The organism is Pseudomonas sp. R11F, from assembly GCF_050312575.1.
Taxonomy (GTDB): Bacteria; Pseudomonadota; Gammaproteobacteria; order Pseudomonadales; family Pseudomonadaceae; genus Aquipseudomonas; species Aquipseudomonas palleroniana.
Genome location: NZ_JBNPJU010000064.1, coordinates 17,249 through 37,528 on the forward strand (window position 1 = coordinate 17,249; position 20,280 = coordinate 37,528).

Genomic DNA, 20,280 nt, shown 5'->3' on the forward strand with positions numbered 1-20,280 from the left:
CATTTCGCCTCGTCTTTTTACTCATGTCCTATGGAGCCCTGCCATGTCACTTAAACCTTTGCTTTTGATTCCTGCCCTCGGTGCTGTGCTGCTGTTGTCGGCGTGTGCCGGCCCGATCCCCAAGGCGGACCCAAGCGAGGCGTGGATCGGTTTGAAAGAAGAAGCCCCGAATGACCTGATGGCCGAACGTGTCGACGGCAAGCGTGTGGATGACGGGCGTTTTTTTGAAGTGCCGCCAGGCGACCATCGCCTGGATGTGACCCTGTTTGAAGAAGAGCCAGGCGACGACAATCAGCAGGACTGCCAGGGGCGGGTCGAGTACAAGCACTTCAAGGCGGGTGAGCATTACACCCTGGTGGAGTCGAGCCTCGGCACTACCGTGCGCGCGGTGCTCAAGGATGGTCACGGCAAGGAAGTTGCCGCGACCCAGGACTTCAATTGCATGCCAGGCTAAGCGTGACGTGCCGCCGACGCCTCTGGTGGCTTGGCGGGTTTGACGTGGGGGTGATGATGGCGACGGGTTACGCGCATCACGCCCCACAACATGGCACTGGCGACAGCCAGCCAACCGCAGATCAACAGGAAAATCGTTGTAGCAAGGCTCATTCTGGCCTCCTTTCGCCCCTTGGGGCACACACACACTTCTTTATGGACAGTCTAGCTACCGGGCGGTTGCCTGCTATTGACCAATGGTCGAGTCTGTCCAACTTGTTTGCTCTATCCCCGGCGTTTTACTGAGACTCAAGGCTATACCGACGTGGCAGAGCACCCTATGATCTGGAGCCTCACCGGCAGTTGATCAAGAGAGTAAAAAATTGCGGTTACGGTCGAACGTTAAAACCACCCTGTTGCTGGCATGTACCTTGGGGCTTGCGGCGTGTTCCGGGCAGCCGTCGAAACTGCCGGGCCTGCCGGAGCGCGTCGAACTCAATGGTGTGCCGACCTTTCGCAGCGAGGCCTACCTGAGTGGCCCTAGTGCTTTGGCCAGCATGCTGTCGCAACAAGGCATTGTCATGACACCTGGCTTGCTGGATAAGCCACTGCATCTACCCGGCGCGGAGGCAGACCTTGAGCGCAACATGCAGGTGCTGGCTCGCGAATACGGGCTGATGGTGTATCCGCTGGACAGCCAACTGACGGCGGTGCTGGCGCAGGTCGCCGCGGGTTACCCGGTGATGGCGCGGCTCAACCCGAGTTTCTGGTCGGGCACCCGCTATGTCGTGGTGGTGGGGTTCAATCAGCAAAAGAGCACGGTGTTGCTGCGCTCGGGCATGGAGCGACGGCTGTCGATGAGCTTCAGCGACTTTGAGTCAGCGTGGAAGAGCGCCGGTCACTGGGCCATCCTGACCCAGCGTCCGAGCCAGTTGCCCGCCAATGTGGACGCACAGCGCTGGCGTGATGCGGCCAACGCCACGGCGCAGGCTGGCCAGGAGAGGGCGGCGGCGCAGGCGCTCAAGGTGCTGGCGGAGCGCAAATAAAACCGCGCCCAAGGCGCGAGTGTAGTGAGCGGGCTTGCCCCGCGCTGGGCGGCGCAGCCGCCCCAAATCTGGTCACCTCGGTATTCCTGAAACACCGCGGCGTTCTTGTTGGGGCGGCTGCGCCACCCAGCGCGGGGCAAGCCCGCTCACTACAAGAGTTCGGTTGTGGTTACCGGGGGGCTTAGCGGCGCACCTCTGCGGCAATCGGGCGGTTCTTCAGGTTTTTGTCGGCCTTGTAGCGCAACGCGACGTCCGGCACCGACGTGCTCTTGCCGGTCTCGACCCAGTTGCGAATACGACCGGCATCGGCGAAGTGGGTGAATTTGCCGAAGGCGTCCAGGATCACCAATGAAACCGGGCGGTTGCCCATGCTCGTCACCAGCACCAGGCAGTGGCCGGCCTGGTTGGTAAAGCCAGTCTTGGTCAGCTTGATATCCCAGTTGGCGCGGTTGATCAGGTGGTCGGTGTTGGAGAAGCCCAAGGTGTAGTTGGGTTTGCGGAACGACACGGTCTTTTCTTTAGTGGTGCTGAGCTGGCTGAGCATTGGAAACTTGCGTGCATAGGCCAGCAGCTTGCTCAAGTCACGGGCGGTGGACACGTTGTGAATCGACAGGCCGGTGGGTTCCACATAGTGGGTGCTGGTCATGCCCAGCGCCTTGGCCTTGGCGTTCATTGCCGCGATAAACGCGGGGTAGCCGCCCGGGTAGTGGTGAGCCAGGCTGGCAGCTGCGCGGTTTTCCGAGGACATCAGGGCAATCAGCAGCATTTCTTTACGCGGCATTTCGCTGCCGATTTTCACACGGGAGAACACGCCTTTCATTTCCGGCGTGTCCTTGATGTTGATGTCGATGTATTCGTCCATGTTCTGCTTGGCTTCCAGCACCACCAGGCCGGTCATCAATTTACTCACGGAGGCGATGGGTACCACCACGTCGGGGTTGCTGGAATAGATGACTTTGTTGGTCTGTAAGTCGACCAGCATGGCGCTGCCGGAGGCGATTTGCAGTTTGGAAGTATCACGCGGCGCCTGGGTGGTTTCGGCTGCGTGCGCGAAGGTGCCTGTAAATGCAAAAAATAGGCTGACGATAGAGAGACGAATTTTCACGCGGGTGAACTCGCTAAAAAGTAAGGAAATACCGTTCGAGAACGGGTTTTATGATAAATGCCGTTACATTTTAGGAGTATGGATCAATAACTGTCGAATGTTCTTCTAAACCCGGACGAAAGCACTTAAAAACAAAGAAAAAAGTATTTTAGCGGCGGCAATAAAAAACCCCGCGATAAGGCGGGGTTTTTTCAGTACGGCTGGTTATCAGTCGTGCAGGGTTTCTGCTGCATACAGCGTATTTTCCAGCAAGCAGGCACGAGTCATCGGGCCGACACCCCCTGGCACGGGAGTGATCCAGCCGGCGCGGGGCAGGGCGGTCTCGTAGACCACATCACCGACCAGCTTGCCATCTTCCTGACGGTTGATGCCGACGTCGATCACGATGGCGCCTTCCTTGATCCACTCACCCTTGACCAGACCCGGCTTGCCGGCGGCGACCACCACCAGGTCGGCACGGCCGACGTGGCCGGCAAGGTCCTTGGTGAAGCGGTGGGTGACGGTCACGGTGCAACCGGCCAGCAGCAGTTCCATGGCCATTGGGCGGCCGACGATGTTGGACGCGCCGACGACCACGGCATCGAGGCCGTACAGGTCGACACCGGTGCTTTCCAGCAGGGTCATGATGCCTTTGGGGGTGCAGGGGCGCAGCAGCGGGATGCGTTGTGCGAGGCGGCCGACGTTATAAGGGTGGAAACCGTCGACGTCTTTGTCCGGGCGGATGCGTTCGAGCAGCTTGGAGGCATCCAGGTGCTCGGGCAGTGGCAGTTGAAGCAGGACGCCGTCGATGGCCGGGTCGTCGTTGAGGGTGTCGATCAGGTCGGTCAGTGCCTGCTGGGTGGTCTCGGAAGGCAGGTCGTAGGCCTTGGAAATAAAGCCGACCTCTTCACAGTCTTTACGCTTGTGCGAGACATAAACCTGAGAGGCAGGATCGCTGCCGACCAGGATCACCGCGAGGCCGGGCGTGCGCAGACCTTGCTGGCTGCGCTCGGTGACGCGTTTGGCGATCTGCTGGCGCAGGCTGGCGGCGATTGATTTGCCGTCGATAAGTTGTGCAGTCATTACGCGTGATTAACCATCGAGAGGGGGAAGAAAAGTGCGCGCATTCTCGCACGCCATGGCGTGAGGGCAAAGGCGCTTGGTCTGCAAATTGCCCTAACCCCTTAAATAAAATCAGTTTTTTTCAAAAAAGATTTGACGGGTATCAACGCCCTCTATACTATTCGTCGCACTTGTCGGGCACAGCCTAGCACTGGTTAAGAAGGTCGAGCAGAATAGTTGTTCTGCAAGGCTGGAAGCACTTAGTTTGTAATCCTCCAAGAGTACAGATTAATAAGGCGCCCGTAGCTCAGCTGGATAGAGCATCCGCCTTCTAAGCGGATGGTCGCAGGTTCGAGTCCTGCCGGGTGCGCCATTAGGCAGCTTTGGCACAAGTAGCGCTATATGGTGGGCGTAGCTCAGTTGGTAGAGCACGGGATTGTGACTCCCGTTGTCGAGGGTTCGATCCCCTTCGTCCACCCCATATTCGAAAGGCGCCAGATTTAACAGTCTGGCGCCTTTTTTGGTTTCAGCGGTTCGAATATTCCGCGACTGCAGGTAGTGGGTCGCAAGGGCAGGGCGTTTCGTCGTATTTGTGTATCTCGATGATGCCGCACTGCCTGCCGCCCCCGTCTGAGGGGTGGGCCGTCAGGGAGATGGATGACGACTTCCTCTATATATAGAAGGAGCGGCGCAGAGCCCTGGCGTGATGGGCTGTATTTGTCAGCGGGGCGGGGGGCATCAGTGCCTTCGTACCGATAAATTGCCGGCTGTTTTCGGGCGTATTTCCAGTAGGGTGACTTCTTGGGTTTGACCCACTAGAATGCATGCCCTTGATTGGGGTCGGAAATGGCCGGCTAACGTCTGTGCAACGAGGAATATCCATGCAAGTTTCTGTTGAAAATACTACTGCTATCGAGCGTCGCCTGAGCATCACCGTGCCGGCTGAGCGTATCGAGACTGCGGTCAACAAGCGTCTGCAGCAGACTGCCCAGAAGGCCAAGATCGCTGGTTTCCGTCCAGGCAAAGTGCCAATGAGCGAAATCAAGCGTCGTTTTGGTGCCGATGCGCGTCAGGAAGCTGTAGGTGACGTGATCCAGGCTTCTTTCTACGAAGCCGTTGTCGAGCACAAGCTGAACCCGGCTGGCTCGCCATCGATCGAGCCTAAGTCCCTGGAAGCCGGCAAGGACCTGGAATACGTTGCCGTATTCGAAGTGTTCCCTGAGTTTGAAGTGGCCGGTTTCGACGGTATCACCGTTGAGCGCCTGAGCGCTGACGTAGCTGATGCCGACCTGGACAACATGCTGGAAATCCTGCGCAAGCAGAACACCCGTTTCGAAGTGGCCGACCGCGCTGCCCAGAACGAAGACCAGCTGAACATCGATTTCGTCGGCAAGGTTGACGGCGAAGCTTTCGCTGGCGGCTCCGCCAAGGGTACTCAGCTGGTGCTGGGTTCCAACCGCATGATCCCTGGTTTCGAAGACGGCCTGGTTGGCGCAAAAGCCGGCGAAGAGCGCGTGCTGAACCTGACTTTCCCTGCTGACTACCAGAACCTGGACCTGGCCGGCAAAGCCGCTGAGTTCACCGTGACCGTCAACAGCGTTTCCGAGCCTAAGCTGCCAGAGCTGAACGAAGAGTTCTTCGCGCAATTCGGCATCAAGGAAACCGGTATCGAAGGCTTCCGCACCGAAGTTCGCAAGAACATGGAGCGCGAGCTGCGTCAGGCCATCAAGTCCAAGGTCAAGAACCAGGTCATGGACGGTCTGCTGGCCGCCAACCCGATCGAAGTGCCCAAGGCTCTGCTGTCCAACGAAGTGGATCGCCTGCGCGTTCAAGCGGTTCAGCAGTTCGGTGGCAACATCAAGCCTGATCAACTGCCGGCCGAGCTGTTCGAAGAACAAGCCAAGCGCCGTGTCGTGCTGGGTCTGGTCGTGGCTGAAGTGGTCAAGCAACACGACCTCAAGCCTGACGAAGATCGCGTTCGCGAAATGATCCAGGAAATGGCTTCGGCCTACCAGGAGCCTGAGCAGGTCGTGGCTTGGTACTACAAGAACGACCAGCAACTGAACGAAGTACGTTCGGTTGTGCTGGAAGAACAAGTTGTGGATACTGTTCTGCAGAAGGCTAAGGTGACCGACAAAGCGGTCTCTTACGAAGAAGCAGTCAAGCCGGCGGAAGCAGCACAAGCCGACTGATTGTCCAACTCGTTGGAAATACAACCATAAGCCAGCCTCGCGCTGGCTTATGCGTTTTCAAGACATGACTATTTGGGAGTAACTGCAGAGCATGTTCCGTAATTCCTATATTCAGCAGAACTCTGATATCCAGGCCGCCGGCGGCCTGGTCCCGATGGTTGTCGAGCAATCTGCTCGTGGCGAACGCGCCTACGACATCTACTCGCGCCTGCTCAAGGAGCGAGTGATCTTTCTGGTTGGTCCGGTAGAGGACTACATGGCCAACCTGATCTGTGCGCAACTGCTGTTCCTTGAAGCGGAAAACCCGGACAAGGACATCCATCTCTACATCAACTCTCCAGGCGGTTCGGTGACGGCGGGCATGTCGATCTACGACACCATGCAGTTCATCAAGCCGAACGTATCGACCACTTGCATCGGCCAGGCGTGCAGCATGGGCGCGTTCCTGCTGACTGCCGGTGCCGAGGGCAAGCGTTTCTGCCTGCCTAACTCGCGTGTGATGATTCACCAGCCACTGGGCGGCTTCCAGGGCCAGGCGTCGGATATCGAAATCCACGCCAAGGAAATCCTGTTTATTCGTGAGCGTCTCAACACGCTGATGGCCAAGCACAGCGGGCGCACCCTCGAAGAAATCGAGCGCGACACCAACCGCGACAATTTCATGAGTGCCGAAGCCGCGCGTGAATACGGGCTGATCGACGCAGTGATCGACAAGCGCCCCGCTTAATATAAGCCGCTCAAAATAGGGCTGGTCGGCATGTCCGACCACCGGCGGGCTTGAAAAAGCCCGCATAAGCCTTCATCTTGTGTTGCAAGCCTATCGGATTTGGATCGAACGAATGACTGACACCCGCAACGGCGAGGACAACGGCAAGCTGCTCTATTGCTCCTTCTGCGGCAAAAGCCAGCATGAAGTACGCAAGTTGATTGCCGGCCCCTCGGTGTTTATCTGCGACGAGTGCGTCGACCTGTGCAATGACATCATCCGCGAGGAGGTGCAGGAAGCCCAGGCCGAGAGCAGCGCGCATAAATTGCCTTCGCCTAAAGAAATTAGCGGTATCCTTGACCAGTATGTAATCGGTCAAGAGCGTGCAAAGAAGGTTCTGGCCGTAGCGGTGTACAACCACTACAAGCGCTTGAACCAGCGTGACAAGAAGGGCGACGAAGTCGAACTCGGCAAGAGCAACATCTTGCTGATCGGCCCGACAGGCTCGGGTAAAACCCTGCTTGCCGAAACCCTCGCTCGCCTGTTGAACGTTCCGTTCACCATCGCCGACGCCACCACCCTCACCGAGGCTGGCTACGTGGGCGAAGACGTCGAGAACATCATTCAAAAGCTGCTGCAGAAGTGCGACTACGACGTAGAGAAAGCCCAGATGGGTATTGTCTACATCGACGAAATCGACAAGATTTCGCGCAAGTCGGACAACCCGTCCATCACCCGGGATGTTTCCGGTGAAGGCGTGCAGCAGGCCCTGTTGAAACTGATTGAAGGCACGGTGGCTTCCGTTCCGCCTCAAGGTGGTCGCAAGCACCCGCAGCAGGAATTCCTTCAGGTCGATACGCGCAACATCCTGTTCATCTGTGGTGGTGCGTTCTCCGGTCTCGAAAAGGTCATCCAGCAGCGCTCCACCCGTGGTGGCATCGGTTTCAGTGCGGAAGTGCGCAGCAAGGAAGAAGGCAAGAAGGTGGGCGAGTCCCTGCGTGAAGTCGAGCCTGACGATCTGGTCAAGTTCGGTCTGATCCCGGAATTCGTCGGCCGTCTGCCGGTCCTGGCCACGTTGGACGAGTTGGATGAGGCGGCTCTGATTCAGATCCTCACCGAACCGAAAAACGCCCTGACCAAGCAATACGCCAAGCTGTTCGAGATGGAAGGTGTGGACCTCGAGTTCCGTACCGACGCGCTCAAATCAGTGGCCAAGCGGGCATTGGAGCGCAAGACCGGTGCACGTGGTCTGCGTTCGATCCTCGAAGGCGTGTTGCTCGACACCATGTACGAGATCCCCTCGCAGTCCGAGGTGAGTAAAGTGGTGATCGACGAAAGCGTTATCGAAGGCAAGTCCAAGCCACTGTATATCTACGAAAACAGTGAGCCGACTGCAAAGGCTGCGCCGGACGCGTAAGCGTTTTGCAGCTGCAGTACCAGCAAGGGGCCTTTCGGGGCCCCTTTGTTTTTGGTGTGGCTTTTTGGGGTGGTTTTTCAGGACGGCTTTTAAATTCATAGGCATTCATGCGTTTAACTGCTGGCATTGAGCTTGTTTTTTTTGCATGCAGCCCCCATCTTGGCTCCAAGCTTATTTTTCAACTGTCATAGAGGCGAAATCATGAAGACAACCAGCGAATTGCCTCTCCTGCCGTTGCGTGATGTCGTCGTCTATCCGCACATGGTTATCCCGCTGTTCGTGGGGCGCGAGAAGTCTATCGAAGCCCTCGAGGCTGCGATGACGGGCGACAAGCAGATCCTGCTGTTGGCTCAGAAGAATCCTGCTGATGATGATCCGGGCGAAGAAGCCCTGTATCGCGTCGGCACCATTGCCACCGTGCTGCAACTGCTTAAGCTGCCTGATGGCACCGTCAAGGTGCTGGTCGAAGGCGAGCAGCGTGGTGCGGTCGAGCGTTTCATGGAGGTGGATGGTCACCTGCGTGCCGAAGTCGCGTTGATCGACGAAGTCGAAGCCCCTGAGCGCGAATCCGAAGTGTTTGTACGCAGCCTGCTCTCGCAGTTCGAGCAGTATGTGCAGTTGGGCAAGAAAGTCCCGGCTGAAGTCCTGTCGTCCCTCAACAGCATTGATGAGCCAAGCCGCCTGGTCGATACCATGGCTGCGCACATGGCGCTGAAAATCGAGCAGAAGCAGGACATTCTCGAAATCATCGACCTGGCCGCCCGCGTTGAACATGTGCTGGCACTGCTGGATGGCGAAATCGACCTGTTGCAGGTTGAGAAGCGCATCCGTGGTCGCGTGAAGAAGCAAATGGAGCGCAGCCAGCGCGAGTACTACCTGAATGAGCAGATGAAGGCCATTCAGAAGGAGCTTGGCGACAGCGAGGAAGGCCACAATGAAATCGAGGAGCTGAAAAAGCGTATCGATGCCGCCGGCCTGCCGAAAGACGCCCTGGCCAAAGCCACCGCCGAGCTGAACAAGCTCAAGCAAATGTCCCCGATGTCGGCCGAAGCCACCGTGGTTCGCTCCTACATCGACTGGCTGGTGCAGGTGCCGTGGAAGGCCCAGACCAAGGTGCGCCTGGACCTGGCTCGTGCAGAAGATATCCTCGACGCCGATCACTATGGCCTCGAAGAAGTCAAAGAACGCATTCTCGAATACCTCGCCGTGCAAAAGCGCGTGAAGAAGATTCGTGGCCCGGTGTTGTGCCTGGTCGGCCCTCCAGGTGTGGGTAAAACCTCGCTGGCCGAATCCATCGCCAGCGCCACCAACCGCAAATTCGTGCGCATGGCCCTGGGTGGTGTGCGTGATGAGGCGGAAATCCGTGGCCATCGCCGGACTTATATCGGTTCGATGCCAGGAAGATTGATTCAAAAGATGACAAAGGTCGGTGTGCGCAACCCGCTGTTCCTGCTCGATGAAATCGACAAGATGGGCAGCGACATGCGTGGCGATCCGGCGTCGGCTTTGCTCGAAGTGCTCGACCCGGAGCAGAACCATAATTTCAATGACCATTACCTGGAGGTCGATTACGACCTGTCCGACGTGATGTTCCTGTGCACCTCCAACTCCATGAACATTCCGCCAGCCTTGCTGGACCGGATGGAGGTGATTCGTCTGCCGGGTTACACCGAAGACGAGAAGATCAACATCGCCGTCAAGTACCTCGCGCCCAAGCAGATTTCGGCCAATGGCCTGAAAAAGGGCGAGATCGAATTTGAGGTCGAGACGATCCGCGACATCGTGCGCTATTACACCCGCGAGGCCGGTGTGCGGGGGCTTGAGCGCCAGATCGCGAAGATCTGCCGCAAGGCCGTGAAGGAGCATGCGCTGGAAAAACGCTTCTGCGTCAAGGTCACTGCTGACTCCCTGGAGCACTTCCTGGGCGTGCGCAAATTCCGTTATGGCCTGGCTGAGCAGCAGGACCAGGTAGGACAGGTGACTGGCCTGGCATGGACCCAAGTGGGCGGCGAATTGCTGACCATTGAGGCGGCGGTGATCCCTGGCAAGGGCCAGTTGATCAAGACCGGCTCGCTGGGTGATGTGATGGTCGAATCCATCACTGCCGCGCAAACCGTGGTGCGCAGCCGCGCCAAGAGCCTGGGCATCCCCCTGGACTTCCACGAGAAGCACGACACGCACATCCACATGCCGGAAGGGGCGACTCCGAAGGACGGCCCTAGCGCCGGCGTAGGCATGTGCACGGCCCTGGTGTCGGCATTGACCGGCATTCCGGTGCGAGCGGATGTGGCCATGACCGGGGAAATTACCCTGCGTGGTCAGGTACTGGCCATCGGTGGTCTGAAAGAGAAATTGCTGGCCGCGCACCGGGGTGGAATCAAGACGGTGATCATTCCTGAAGAGAATGTCCGCGACTTGAAGGAAATTCCTGACAATATCAAGCAAGATCTTCAGATTAAACCCGTTAAATGGATTGACGAGGTCCTGCAAATTGCGCTGCAATACGCGCCGGAGCCCTTGCCGGATGTGGCTCCGGAGATCGTCGCGAAGGATGAAAAACGCGAGTCTGATTCCAAGGAAAGAATTAGCACGCATTAATGCGTTTAAGCCTGGGGGCTTCCTTGACAGATTTTTAGAGCCCTTGTTATAAAGCGGCTCTTAAGTGTCTGTAGGCCATTCAGCACTGGTTTTTGCTTTCACCAAAAAACTTAGAATCATACTCAATAGATATATAAGGGGACTTAGAGTGAACAAGTCGGAACTGATTGATGCTGTTGCCGCATCCGCTGATATCCCGAAAGCTGCTGCTGGCCGTGCGCTGGACGCAGTTATCGAATCCGTCACTGGCGCTCTGAAGGCCGGCGACTCCGTGGTGCTGGTAGGCTTTGGTACTTTCTCTGTGACTGACCGCCCAGCTCGCGTTGGCCGCAACCCACAGACTGGCAAAGCACTGCAAATCGCTGCTGCCAAGAAACCAGGTTTCAAAGCCGGTAAAGCCCTGAAAGAAGCCGTTAACTAAGCCTCGTTCAAGCCTTACCTATCCGGGTCAGACGCAGGTCTGGCCTGGCAGCGGAGCGGCACAGCCGACCCAGGTATCCATCGGGTCGCAACGCCGGGGGTGTGGGTTCAAACCCCCGTCCGCTCCGCCAGTTACGAGAAGGCGCATCCTCGGATGCGCCTTTCTTCTATCCGGACTCTACCCACGCTCCACGGTTGCCTAATTTTGAAGTTCAACCGTTTCTGGGGGACGCATGCTGCAGAATATCAGGGACAATTCACAAGGCTGGATTGCCAAGACCATTATCGGGATCATCGTCGCATTGATGGCGTTCACCGGTATCGAAGCCATTTTCCAGGCTTCGACCAACAACAAGCAGGACGTGGCCAAGGTCAACGGTGAAGAAATCACCCAGACCGAATTGAGCCAGGCCGTCGATATGCAACGTCGCCAGCTGATGCAACAGCTGGGCAAGGATTTCGATGCTTCCCTGCTGGACGAGAAATTGCTGCGCGATGCGGCCCTCAAAGGGCTGATCGACCGCAAGCTGTTGCTGCAAGGCGCTGCGAATTCCAAGTTTGGCTTCTCCGAAGCAGCCTTGGACCAAGTCATCCTGCAGACGCCGGAATTCCAGGTGGACGGCAAGTTCAACCCCGAACGCTTTGACCAGGTGATCCGTCAGCTGGGCTACAGCCGTATGCAGTTCCGTCAGATGCTGACCCAGGAAATGCTCATCGGCCAGGTTCGCGCAGGTATTGCCGGCAGCGGCTTCGTGACCGACGCCGAAGTGCTCGCATTCGCCCGCCTGGAAAAACAGACCCGCGATTTCGCCACCGTGAATGTCAAGGCCGACCCTGCGGCGGTGAAGCTCACCGACGACGAGGTCAAGGCTTACTACGACCAGCACGCCAAAGAGTTCATGACCCCGGACCAGGTGGTCATCGACTACCTGGAACTGAAGAAGTCATCGTTCTTCGACCAGGTCACCGTCAAGGACGATGAACTGCAGGCTGCCTATCAGAAAGAAACCGCCAACCTCGCTGAACAGCGTCGCGCCGCGCACATTCTGATTGAAGTCAACGACAAGACCACCGACGCGCAAGCCAAGGCCAAGCTCGAGGAAATCCAGGCGCGCCTGGCCAAGGGCGAGAAGTTCGAAGCCCTGGCCAAGGAGTTCTCCCAGGACCCGGGTTCGGCCAACAATGGCGGTGACCTCGGTTTCGCCGGCCCTGGCGTCTATGACCCGGCTTTTGAAACTGCCCTGTATGCCTTGAACAAGGACCAGGTGTCGGCCCCGGTGCGTACCACCTTCGGTTGGCACCTGATCAAGTTGTTGGGCGTTGAAGCACCGCAGGTGCCATCGTTTGCCAGCCTGAAAGACAAGCTGACCCGCGAGCTCAAGACCCAACAGGTTGAACAGCGTTTTGTCGAAGCCACCAAGCAATTGGAAGACGCGGCTTTCGAAGCCTCCGACCTGGCTCAGCCGGCGTCCGACCTGAAGCTGACCGTGCACACCTCCGCGCCATTTGGCCGTGAGGGTGGTGAAGGTATCGCGGCCAACCGTGCCGTGGTCACCGCTGCGTTCAGCCCGGAAGTGCTGGATGAGGGTGCCAACAGCACCGCCATCGAGCTGGACCCGGAAACCGTCATCGTGCTGCGTGCCAAAGAGCACCTCAAGCCGGCGCAATTGCCGCTGGAGCGTGTTGCTGCGGCGATTCGCACCCAGATGACCAAGGAGCGCGCCAGCGCGGCGGCCAAGGCTCACGCTGACGAAGTGATCGCCAGCCTGCGCGACGGCAAGACCCCGTTGGACCAACCGGTCGACGGCCAGGCCTGGAAAGTCACCGAAGCGGCGACCCGTAACGCCGAGGCTGTTGATCCAGCAGTGCTGCAAGCCCTGTTCCGTATGCCCAAGCCTGCGAGCAAGGACAAGCCGACGTTCACTACCGTGACCCTGGCTGATGGCAGCCTGGTGATCGTGCGCCTGAACGGCGTCAACGAAGCGGCAGCCCCGTCGGACGAAGAAAAGGCGCAATACCGTCGATTCCTCGCTTCGCGCATCGGCCAGCAAGACTTTGCGGCGTACCGTAAGCAGTTGGAAACCCAGGCTGACATCAAGAAGTTCTGATGACGGTTTGAATGAAAAGCCCCCGGCCTGAAAAGACCGGGGGTTTTTTTATGGTGCTTGATCTGTAGATCTGTGACGTTTTACCGACAGGAATATGCGCGCCAAGGTCTCGTTCTGTTGCACAATACCGCCCTGACTGTTTTTCTCAGGATTTTCGATGTCGACATCATTTCACGTGCGTAGCCTCGGGTTGGCGCTTATGTTGGCGGGCGCCGCGGGCTGCTCGTCGCCCAAGACCGCTATTTATGAACATGAGAACTTCGACGATTCCGGTACGTTTTCCCGTGATTATCCGGTCAGTGCCACGGCGTCCTGCGAGGCGGCGCGGCGGGCGCTGCTGAGCCAGGGCTACATCATCACCAGCAGCGATCCCAAACTGGTGGTGGGCAACAAGAGCTTCCAGCAAACCGGCGAAACCCACATGCAGATCAGCTTCAATGTGGTGTGTGCCAATGATGGCAAGGGCAACAATCACTCGACGATGTTTGCCAACGCCTTGCAGGACCGGTATGCGCTGAAGAAGGTCAACAACTCCGCGAGCCTGGGTGTGGGTGTGCTGGGCTCGGTGTCGATGCCGATCGGCTCCACCGATGACTCGATGGTGAAGGTGGCGAGTGAGACCGTCTCGGCACCGAAGTTCTATGAGCGTTACTTTGCGCTGGTGGACGTGTTCCTGCCGCAGGAAGCGAAGCCGGTCGAGCAGAGCCCAGAAAAGCCGAAGGCTGAGCTGGGGGTGCCTGAGCCTAAAGTTGAGCCTGCCACCGCGCCTGTAGCACCCGCTGCGCCTGTCGAGAAAGTCGAGACACCGAAAATCGAGGCGCCTGCGCCATCAGTTTCGGAGCCGGTTGTTCCTGCGCCTGAGCCTGCGCCGATTACTCCTCAGCAAGAGCCGGTTGTCGCCCCGGCCGCGACTAACCCGGCATTGCCAGCGCCGACGGAAGCGATCCCACCACTGCCGACCCCGGCAAAGTAAGCTTAGTGCCTGCGGGATAAATTCCCGCAGTGCTGCTACGTTTAATGTGCATGTGCAGGAACGTCATGACGCAGACTTTTTTTCGTCATGACGGCACTTTAGGCTGGCTGTGCAGGTCATTAATCTGCAGCCACATTAAACCTAGCGAGGAGTGACCCATGGACGATTATCAGGAAGAACTGCTGGAGTACCAGGCTTTTGAATTGGACCCGCTGGATCCGGTGGATGACGCCACTGAGCTGTAACCCTGACTTCAGGCGGAATGCCGCTGACTGCGGCGAAATTCCCCTGGGGTCTGGTTGTTCCACCGCCTGAACGCCCGTTGAAACGCCTGGGCCGAGGCAAAACCGAGCAGATAGGCGATTTCGCCGAATGCCAGTTCGGTGTCGCGAATGTAGGTCATCGCCAAGTCGCGGCGAGTATCGTTGAGAATCGCGCGAAACTGAGTGCCTTCTTCGGCCAGCTTGCGTCGCAGGGTCCAGGTGGGCAGCTTCAAGCGCGCCGCCACTTCTTCAAGGTCCGGTTCCCGGCCGCCATTGAGCATCGGCCCGAGCAAACGGGTGATGCGCTCGCGCAGGCTGCGGGTGCGGGTCAGCTGTTCCAACTCCCTTTCACACAACTGCAGCAACAGATGCCAGGTGCTGGGGCAGTGCTGTGGGTTACGCAGGGCCAGGGTTTGCTGGCCTAGGCGCAGTTGGTTGGCATCCGCGCCGAAGTGAACATCGCCTAGCGCCTGGTAGTGTTCGCTGTATTGCGGCGCTTCGAACTCGATGTCGATACGCTGAGCACGCACAGGCTGCTGGGCCAGGCCCGACAATTGGTGCAGCCAGCCGGCGATGATCGAGTCCACCACAAAACGGTTGTAAGCGTTGTAGGGGCTGATGGAATAAAACCGCAGCCAGGCGCCTTCAGCATCCTCATGAAAGCTCGACTGCCCGCGATAGTTGGAGCCGTACAAGGCTTCGAAGCGCGTCAATGTACGTGCCGCTTCGCGTACGTTGGGCGCCTGGGCGGCTGTGACACCTGCCAGCCCGGCCTGGCTCAAGCGGCTGAGCTGGCCCATGCGCAGGCCCAGGCTCGGGTCGCCGGTCAGTTGGATGGCCGCATGGCCCAGGCGCATATAGCGCGGGATCGACAGGCGTGCGCCAGCCTCGGCAAGGCGTGCCGGGTCCAGGCCGTATTGCAGCAGCAAGGGTTGCGGGTCCATACCGTGGCTGTGGATGGCATCGGCCAGGGTGTGCACGAAGCCCACCGACAGATCCCCAAGGCGCACCGGCTTCACGGGTTACAGCCAGATATTCAACAGGCGTGCGCCACGGGCGTCGCTGTCGGCACTGACCTGCCCGTTGCTGTTCAGGAAGCTGTGCCCGGCGGTGCCCAGGTCCCAGAACTGCCCGCGCAGAAATACACTCATGCCTGCCGTGGCCTGGCTGATCGGCTGCTGGCTGATCAGGGTGAGCCGGCGCCAGGCTTCGCCTTCGCTGAGTTCTTCGGGCTTGAGGCTGATTTCAGGCGGCGTGGACACACTTTTGAAGCCGCGCCATGGCCGGTCCCAGGTGTCGCGACCGGTCACGAATGCCGGCACCGCAATCAGCTGTGCGCCTTGCTCATTGAGCTTGCGGTAGTTGTCCGGGTACCAGCTGTCGCTGCCGACCAGAACGCCGAGGCGCCCGGCCGGCGTGTCGACCACGCTGACAAGGTCTTCAGCGCCCGGTTGGATAAAGCCACGTTCGTCATAGATAGGATAGAGCTGGCGCTGCGGCTGGCCCAAGGGCAAACCGTCGGCGCCGAACACCAGGCTGGCGTTGTACAGCGCGCCATGGCCGATCTGCAGTTGCCCCTGGCTCACGTTCGGGTTGGGCAGGGTGATGGAGCCGGCCACCAGGGTGACGCCGAACTCTTTGGCCAGGCCGCCGAACAGCGTCTGATAGTCGCGGGCCATCGATGCGGCTTTCATGCGCAGGTAGGCGTCGTCCATGCGATTGTCGCCGGTGGCGCTGAGCCAGGCACGGGCAAACAGGAATGGGTTGCTGGCCGACAGCCAGTTCATCGCGTCCTTGAGGTGGATGGCCTGGTACAGCTCGTTTTTCTCGCCGCCCAGCATCAGCCAGGTGCCGATATGCTCCGGCAGCACCACGACGGTCTTGCTGTTGATCAGCCCCTGGTCTCGGGCCTTTTGCAGGTAGGCCGCGAGTTTCAGGTGCAGGCGTTCCAGGCTCTGGTAGTCGGCGGGAAACAGTTCCGGCTGGATGCCCAGCAAATTGCCACGGTCGGCCGGTATGCCTTCGTTGACGGCCAGGGTAATGCGCAGGTCCGACAGGTAATGCGCCACGGGGCGCTCCTGGGTCCAGACCAGATACGCGGTGGCGGCGGCAACCAGGGCCAGGGTGAAGCTCAAAGCTAGAAGTTTACGCATGGGGCAACAGACAACAGACCGGGTGCAGGGTTCGCGACTAGGGTAGGGCCCATGGCGCGGCTTGCCAAGGGGCGCTGTACATTTGGATCAATAACTTGTCAGTTTCAGTCATTGAGCGTGGGTTCAGCGCCTCTTAGTCTGTGGGACATAAACCGATGGGGTGTCATACGAACGCCCCACGTCCCGTGATGATCTGTTGTGGAGCTTGACCATGACCGCTGCTGCCTACCCGCATCTGCTGGCCCCGTTGGACCTGGGTTTTACCACCTTGCGCAACCGTACCCTGATGGGCTCGATGCACACTGGCCTGGAAGAAAAGCCTGGCGGTTTCGAACGCATGGCGGCCTATTTCGCCGAGCGTGCCCGTGGCGGCGTGGGCCTGATGGTGACCGGCGGCATTGGCCCGAATGATGAGGGTGGGGTCTACGCCGGTGCGGCCAAGCTGACCACCGATGCCGAAGCACAGAAGCACAAGATCGTGACCCAGGCCGTGCACGAAGCGGGCGGCAAGATCTGCATGCAGATCCTCCACGCCGGCCGTTATGCCTACAGCCCCAAGCAGGTGGCGCCGAGCGCGATTCAAGCGCCGATCAACCCGTTCAAGCCCAAGGAACTGGACGAAGAGGGCATCGAAAAACAGATTCAGGATTTCGTCACTTGTTCGTTGCTGGCCCAGGTCGCCGAATACGACGGCGTTGAAATCATGGGCTCCGAGGGCTACTTCATCAACCAGTTCCTCGCCGCCCATACCAACCACCGTACCGACCGTTGGGGCGGCAGCTACGAAAACCGCATGCGCCTGGCGGTGGAAATTGTACGCCGTGTGCGCGAGGCCGTCGGGCCGAACTTCATCATTATCTTCCGCCTGTCGATGCTCGACCTGGTGGAAGGCGGCAGCACCTGGGAAGAGATCGTGCAGTTGGCCAAGGCCATCGAACAGGCCGGTGCAACGCTGATCAACACCGGTATCGGCTGGCACGAAGCGCGTATCCCGACCATCGCCACCAAGGTGCCGCGTGGCGCGTTCAGCAAAGTCACCGCCAAGCTGCGCGGTGCGGTGCAGATCCCGCTGATCACCACTAACCGTATCAACACCCCGGAAATCGCCGAACAGATCCTCGCCGAAGGCGATGCCGACATGGTTTCGATGGCGCGGCCGTTTCTCGCCGACCCTGAGTTCGTCAACAAGGCTGCGGCCGGTCGTGCCGATGAAATCAACACATGCATCGGCTGCAACCAGGCCTGCCTGGACCACACCTTCGGCGGCAAACTGACCACCTGCCTGGTCAACCCACGAGCGTGCTACGAGACCGAACTTAACTACCTGCCGGTCAAACAGATCAAGAAAATTGCCGTGGTCGGCGCCGGCCCGGCCGGCCTGGCAGCGGCGACGGTGGCTGCCGAGCGTGGCCACCAAGTGACGCTGTTCGATTCGGCCAGCGAAATTGGCGGCCAGTTCAACATCGCCAAGCGAGTGCCGGGCAAGGAGGAATTTTTTGAAACCCTGCGTTACTTCAAGCGCAAGCTGCAGACCACCCACGTCGAACTGTGCCTGAACACTCGCGTGGAGGTGGCGCAACTGGCGGCGGGCGGTTATGACGAGATCATCCTGGCCACCGGTATTGCACCGCGCACCCCGGCGATCCCGGGCATCGACAATGCCAAGGTGCTCAGTTACCTGGACGTGATTCTGCAGCGCAAGCCGGTGGGCAAGCGCGTGGCGGTGATCGGCGCCGGTGGCATTGGTTTTGACGTCTCGGAGTTCCTCGTGCACCAGGGCGTGTCCGCCAGCCTTGACCGCGAAGCCTTCTGGAAGGAGTGGGGCATCGACACCCAACTGCAGGCCCGTGGTGGCGTGGCCGGGATCAAGCCTCAGCCCCATGCGCCGGCACGTGAAGTGTTCCTGCTGCAACGCAAGACCTCCAAGGTCGGTGACGGTTTGGGCAAGACCACCGGCTGGATTCACCGCACCGGTCTGAAGAACAAGCAGGTGCAGATGCTCAACAGTGTCGAGTATTTGAAGATCGACGATGAGGGCCTGCATATCCGTATTGGTGCCGAAGGCGAGCCTCAGGTGCTGGCGGTGGACAATATCGTGATTTGCGCCGGCCAGGACCCGCTGCGTGAATTGCAGGATGGCCTGGTCGCGGCGGGCCAGAACGTGCACCTGATCGGCGGTGCCGATGTGGCGGCCGAGCTGGATGCCAAGCGTGCGATCAACCAGGGTTCACGCCTGGCGGCCGAGCTGTAAGGCCACAAGCGGGGCGGTGTTAGACTACTGCCCCGTTTTTCATGCAGATCCCCCGATGGGCCCCTTCGACTGGCTTCCCCGCGCTCCCCTTGAACCCTTGCACCTGGATTGGTTGAAGGGCGTCGAGTTGGCGGTACTGCGCCTGGACCGCATCGACCCGCTGATCAGCGGCAACAAGTGGTTCAAGCTCACCGGGCATCTGGCGCAGGCGCAAACCGCCAGCGGCATCATCAGCCTGGGCGGCGCTTACTCCAACCATTTGCACGCCTTGGCGGCGGCCGGGCAACGCTTGGGTTTCCCCACCGTTGGCCTGTTGCGCGGCCACCCTCAAGACACGCCCACCGTGCTCGACCTGAAAGCGTTCGGCATGCAGCTGCATTGGCTGGGCTACGGCGGCTATCGCGCGCGGCATGCGCCGGACTTCTGGTTGCCTTGGCGAGAGCAATACCCGCACCTGCATCCCGTGCCCGAAGGCGGAGGCGGAATGGCCGGTGCATTGGGCTGCGGGGTGCTGCTGGAACAGGCGCGCGCGCAATTGCACACCTTGGGTTGGGCGGACTATCACGGCTGGTGGCTGGCGGCGGGTACCGGCACGACGCTCGCGGGCCTGGTCCTGGCTGAGGCGGGGGCGCATCCGGTGTACGGCGCCATGGCCGTGCCGGATGATCACGGTGTTGCGCAGAACATCGAGGCGCTCGTGCCGGGCGGTTACGAATTGCTGGACGCCTGCCGGGGCGGCTTCGCCAAAATCGACGCGGTGTTGCGCGACTTTATCGAGGCTACCGAACAGGCCTGTGGCTTGCCGCTGGAGCCGCTCTATACCGGCAAAGCGCTGCTGGCGTTAAAGCAGCAGATCGAAGCCGGACGTTTCAGGCCCGGCACCCGGTTGATCTTCATTCATACCGGCGGCTTGCAAGGCCGCCGAGGGTTCACGGGGTAGCGCGCTTGCCCGGCATCATGCGCAGCGCGGTGTTATCGCGCACGATGTAGTGGTGGTAAATCCCCGCCAAGGCATGCAGCCCGATCAGCCAGTAACCGACGGTACCGCTCAGTTCATGCCACTCCTTGATCTGCTTGGCCAAGTCTTTGTTTTCGCCGATCAGGGGCGGCAACTCTATTCCGTAGAACATCACGGAATGCCCTTGGGCGCTGACGATCAACCAGCCCAGGATCGGCGTGCCGATCATGAACACATACAGCGCCACGTGCATCAGTGTCGCCAGTGCCGCCTGCCAGGGGGGCGGTGCCGGCACGATTTTCGGTGCCACGCCCAGTGCGCGTGCGAACAGCCGCAGCCAGACCAGTACAAAAATGGTCAGGCCGAACATGAAGTGCATTTCCACAATCAATGCCCGACCGCCACTGCCTTTGGGGAAGACCCCACGAAACTCAATGCAGGCGTAAACCACCGCCAGCAGCACCACCATCACCCAGTGCAACGCTATCGACATGGTGCTGTAACGCGTATCGGAATTTTTCCACGGCATCGCTGGGTTCCTCACTCATCAGGGCAAACCTCCGTTCTTTGGCGACGGAGTGCTTTAACTGTATGCCGATTTTGAGTGGTTTGCCTGG

The 20,280-nt window shown here is 59.4% G+C and carries 17 protein-coding genes and 2 tRNA genes; 13 read left to right on the forward strand and 6 right to left on the reverse strand.

Features of this window, described 5'->3' with window-relative positions; translation table 11 throughout:
* The first annotated feature begins 43 nt into the window (after nucleotides 1-43).
* Complete coding sequence (locus tag ACQRBV_RS18155; RefSeq protein ID WP_060756766.1) at nucleotides 44-454, forward strand: hypothetical protein; 411 nt, start codon at nucleotides 44-46, stop codon at nucleotides 452-454.
* Here the strand turns inward: ACQRBV_RS18155 and ACQRBV_RS18160 are convergent.
* Entirely contained in the window at nucleotides 451-606 is a 156-nt protein-coding gene (locus ACQRBV_RS18160; RefSeq protein ID WP_162843524.1) for a hypothetical protein, read from the reverse strand. The genes ACQRBV_RS18155 and ACQRBV_RS18160 overlap by 4 nt on opposite strands.
* A 209-nt stretch (nucleotides 607-815) precedes the next feature.
* Between ACQRBV_RS18160 and ACQRBV_RS18165 the strand changes: the two genes are divergently transcribed.
* On the forward strand, nucleotides 816-1,478 hold the full coding sequence (locus ACQRBV_RS18165; RefSeq protein WP_104994203.1) for a peptidase C39 family protein: 663 nt from the start codon (nucleotides 816-818) through the stop codon (nucleotides 1,476-1,478).
* Between the two features lie 181 nt (nucleotides 1,479-1,659).
* On the opposite strand, the gene pbpG is transcribed toward ACQRBV_RS18165, so the two are convergent.
* Nucleotides 1,660-2,583 (reverse strand): D-alanyl-D-alanine endopeptidase, encoded by a 924-nt coding sequence (pbpG, locus tag ACQRBV_RS18170; RefSeq protein ID WP_060756764.1) that lies wholly within the window; start codon nucleotides 2,581-2,583, stop codon nucleotides 1,660-1,662.
* Nucleotides 2,584-2,790: 207 nt separating this feature from the next.
* On the reverse strand, nucleotides 2,791-3,645 hold the full coding sequence (gene folD / locus ACQRBV_RS18175; RefSeq protein ID WP_060756763.1) for a bifunctional methylenetetrahydrofolate dehydrogenase/methenyltetrahydrofolate cyclohydrolase FolD: 855 nt from the start codon (nucleotides 3,643-3,645) through the stop codon (nucleotides 2,791-2,793).
* A 275-nt stretch (nucleotides 3,646-3,920) separates the two neighbouring features.
* On the opposite strand from folD, the gene ACQRBV_RS18180 reads away from it, so the two are divergent.
* From ACQRBV_RS18180 to ACQRBV_RS18220, 9 genes are all read left to right on the forward strand, one after another.
* A tRNA-Arg gene (locus ACQRBV_RS18180) sits at nucleotides 3,921-3,997 on the forward strand.
* A 32-nt stretch (nucleotides 3,998-4,029) separates the two neighbouring features.
* Nucleotides 4,030-4,105: transfer RNA gene (locus tag ACQRBV_RS18185), tRNA-His, on the forward strand.
* A gap of 400 nt (nucleotides 4,106-4,505) precedes the next feature.
* Entirely contained in the window at nucleotides 4,506-5,816 is a 1,311-nt protein-coding gene (gene tig / locus ACQRBV_RS18190; protein ID WP_060756762.1) for a trigger factor, read from the forward strand.
* 91 nt (nucleotides 5,817-5,907) lie between these two features.
* Complete coding sequence (gene clpP / locus ACQRBV_RS18195) at nucleotides 5,908-6,543, forward strand: ATP-dependent Clp endopeptidase proteolytic subunit ClpP (RefSeq protein ID WP_016974096.1); 636 nt, start codon at nucleotides 5,908-5,910, stop codon at nucleotides 6,541-6,543.
* Between the two features lie 112 nt (nucleotides 6,544-6,655).
* On the forward strand, nucleotides 6,656-7,939 hold the full coding sequence (clpX, locus tag ACQRBV_RS18200; protein ID WP_003238279.1) for an ATP-dependent Clp protease ATP-binding subunit ClpX: 1,284 nt from the start codon (nucleotides 6,656-6,658) through the stop codon (nucleotides 7,937-7,939).
* 201 nt (nucleotides 7,940-8,140) lie between these two features.
* A complete protein-coding gene (gene lon / locus ACQRBV_RS18205; RefSeq protein WP_411985633.1) occupies nucleotides 8,141-10,537 on the forward strand; it encodes an endopeptidase La in 2,397 nt (798 codons plus the stop codon).
* A gap of 148 nt (nucleotides 10,538-10,685) precedes the next feature.
* Nucleotides 10,686-10,958, forward strand: a complete 273-nt coding sequence (locus ACQRBV_RS18210) for an HU family DNA-binding protein (protein ID WP_060756760.1) — start codon at nucleotides 10,686-10,688, stop codon at nucleotides 10,956-10,958.
* A 232-nt stretch (nucleotides 10,959-11,190) separates the two neighbouring features.
* On the forward strand, nucleotides 11,191-13,065 hold the full coding sequence (locus ACQRBV_RS18215; RefSeq protein WP_060756759.1) for a SurA N-terminal domain-containing protein: 1,875 nt from the start codon (nucleotides 11,191-11,193) through the stop codon (nucleotides 13,063-13,065).
* 157 nt (nucleotides 13,066-13,222) lie between these two features.
* Nucleotides 13,223-14,038 (forward strand): DUF2242 domain-containing protein, encoded by an 816-nt coding sequence (locus ACQRBV_RS18220; RefSeq protein WP_411985634.1) that lies wholly within the window; start codon nucleotides 13,223-13,225, stop codon nucleotides 14,036-14,038.
* Between the two features lie 253 nt (nucleotides 14,039-14,291).
* Here the strand turns inward: ACQRBV_RS18220 and ACQRBV_RS18225 are convergent, their stop codons facing one another.
* A complete protein-coding gene (locus ACQRBV_RS18225; protein ID WP_104994197.1) occupies nucleotides 14,292-15,320 on the reverse strand; it encodes an AraC family transcriptional regulator in 1,029 nt (342 codons plus the stop codon).
* Between the two features lie 3 nt (nucleotides 15,321-15,323).
* The gene (locus ACQRBV_RS18230) at nucleotides 15,324-16,454 is read right to left on the reverse strand and encodes a carbon-nitrogen hydrolase family protein (RefSeq protein ID WP_090370097.1); all 1,131 of its coding nucleotides are present in this window, start codon (nucleotides 16,452-16,454) and stop codon (nucleotides 15,324-15,326) included.
* A gap of 211 nt (nucleotides 16,455-16,665) precedes the next feature.
* On the opposite strand from ACQRBV_RS18230, the gene ACQRBV_RS18235 reads away from it, so the two are divergent.
* Together ACQRBV_RS18235 and ACQRBV_RS18240 are read left to right on the forward strand one after the other, a co-directional pair.
* Nucleotides 16,666-18,705, forward strand: coding sequence for an FAD-dependent oxidoreductase (locus ACQRBV_RS18235; RefSeq protein WP_411985635.1), 2,040 nt, complete (start codon nucleotides 16,666-16,668; stop codon nucleotides 18,703-18,705).
* A gap of 55 nt (nucleotides 18,706-18,760) precedes the next feature.
* Complete coding sequence (locus ACQRBV_RS18240; RefSeq protein ID WP_411985636.1) at nucleotides 18,761-19,645, forward strand: 1-aminocyclopropane-1-carboxylate deaminase/D-cysteine desulfhydrase; 885 nt, start codon at nucleotides 18,761-18,763, stop codon at nucleotides 19,643-19,645.
* Here ACQRBV_RS18240 and ACQRBV_RS18245 read toward each other — a convergent pair.
* The gene (locus ACQRBV_RS18245; RefSeq protein ID WP_161549196.1) at nucleotides 19,635-20,192 is read right to left on the reverse strand and encodes a cytochrome b; all 558 of its coding nucleotides are present in this window, start codon (nucleotides 20,190-20,192) and stop codon (nucleotides 19,635-19,637) included. The genes ACQRBV_RS18240 and ACQRBV_RS18245 overlap by 11 nt on opposite strands.
* Between the last annotated feature and the right edge of the window lie 88 nt (nucleotides 20,193-20,280).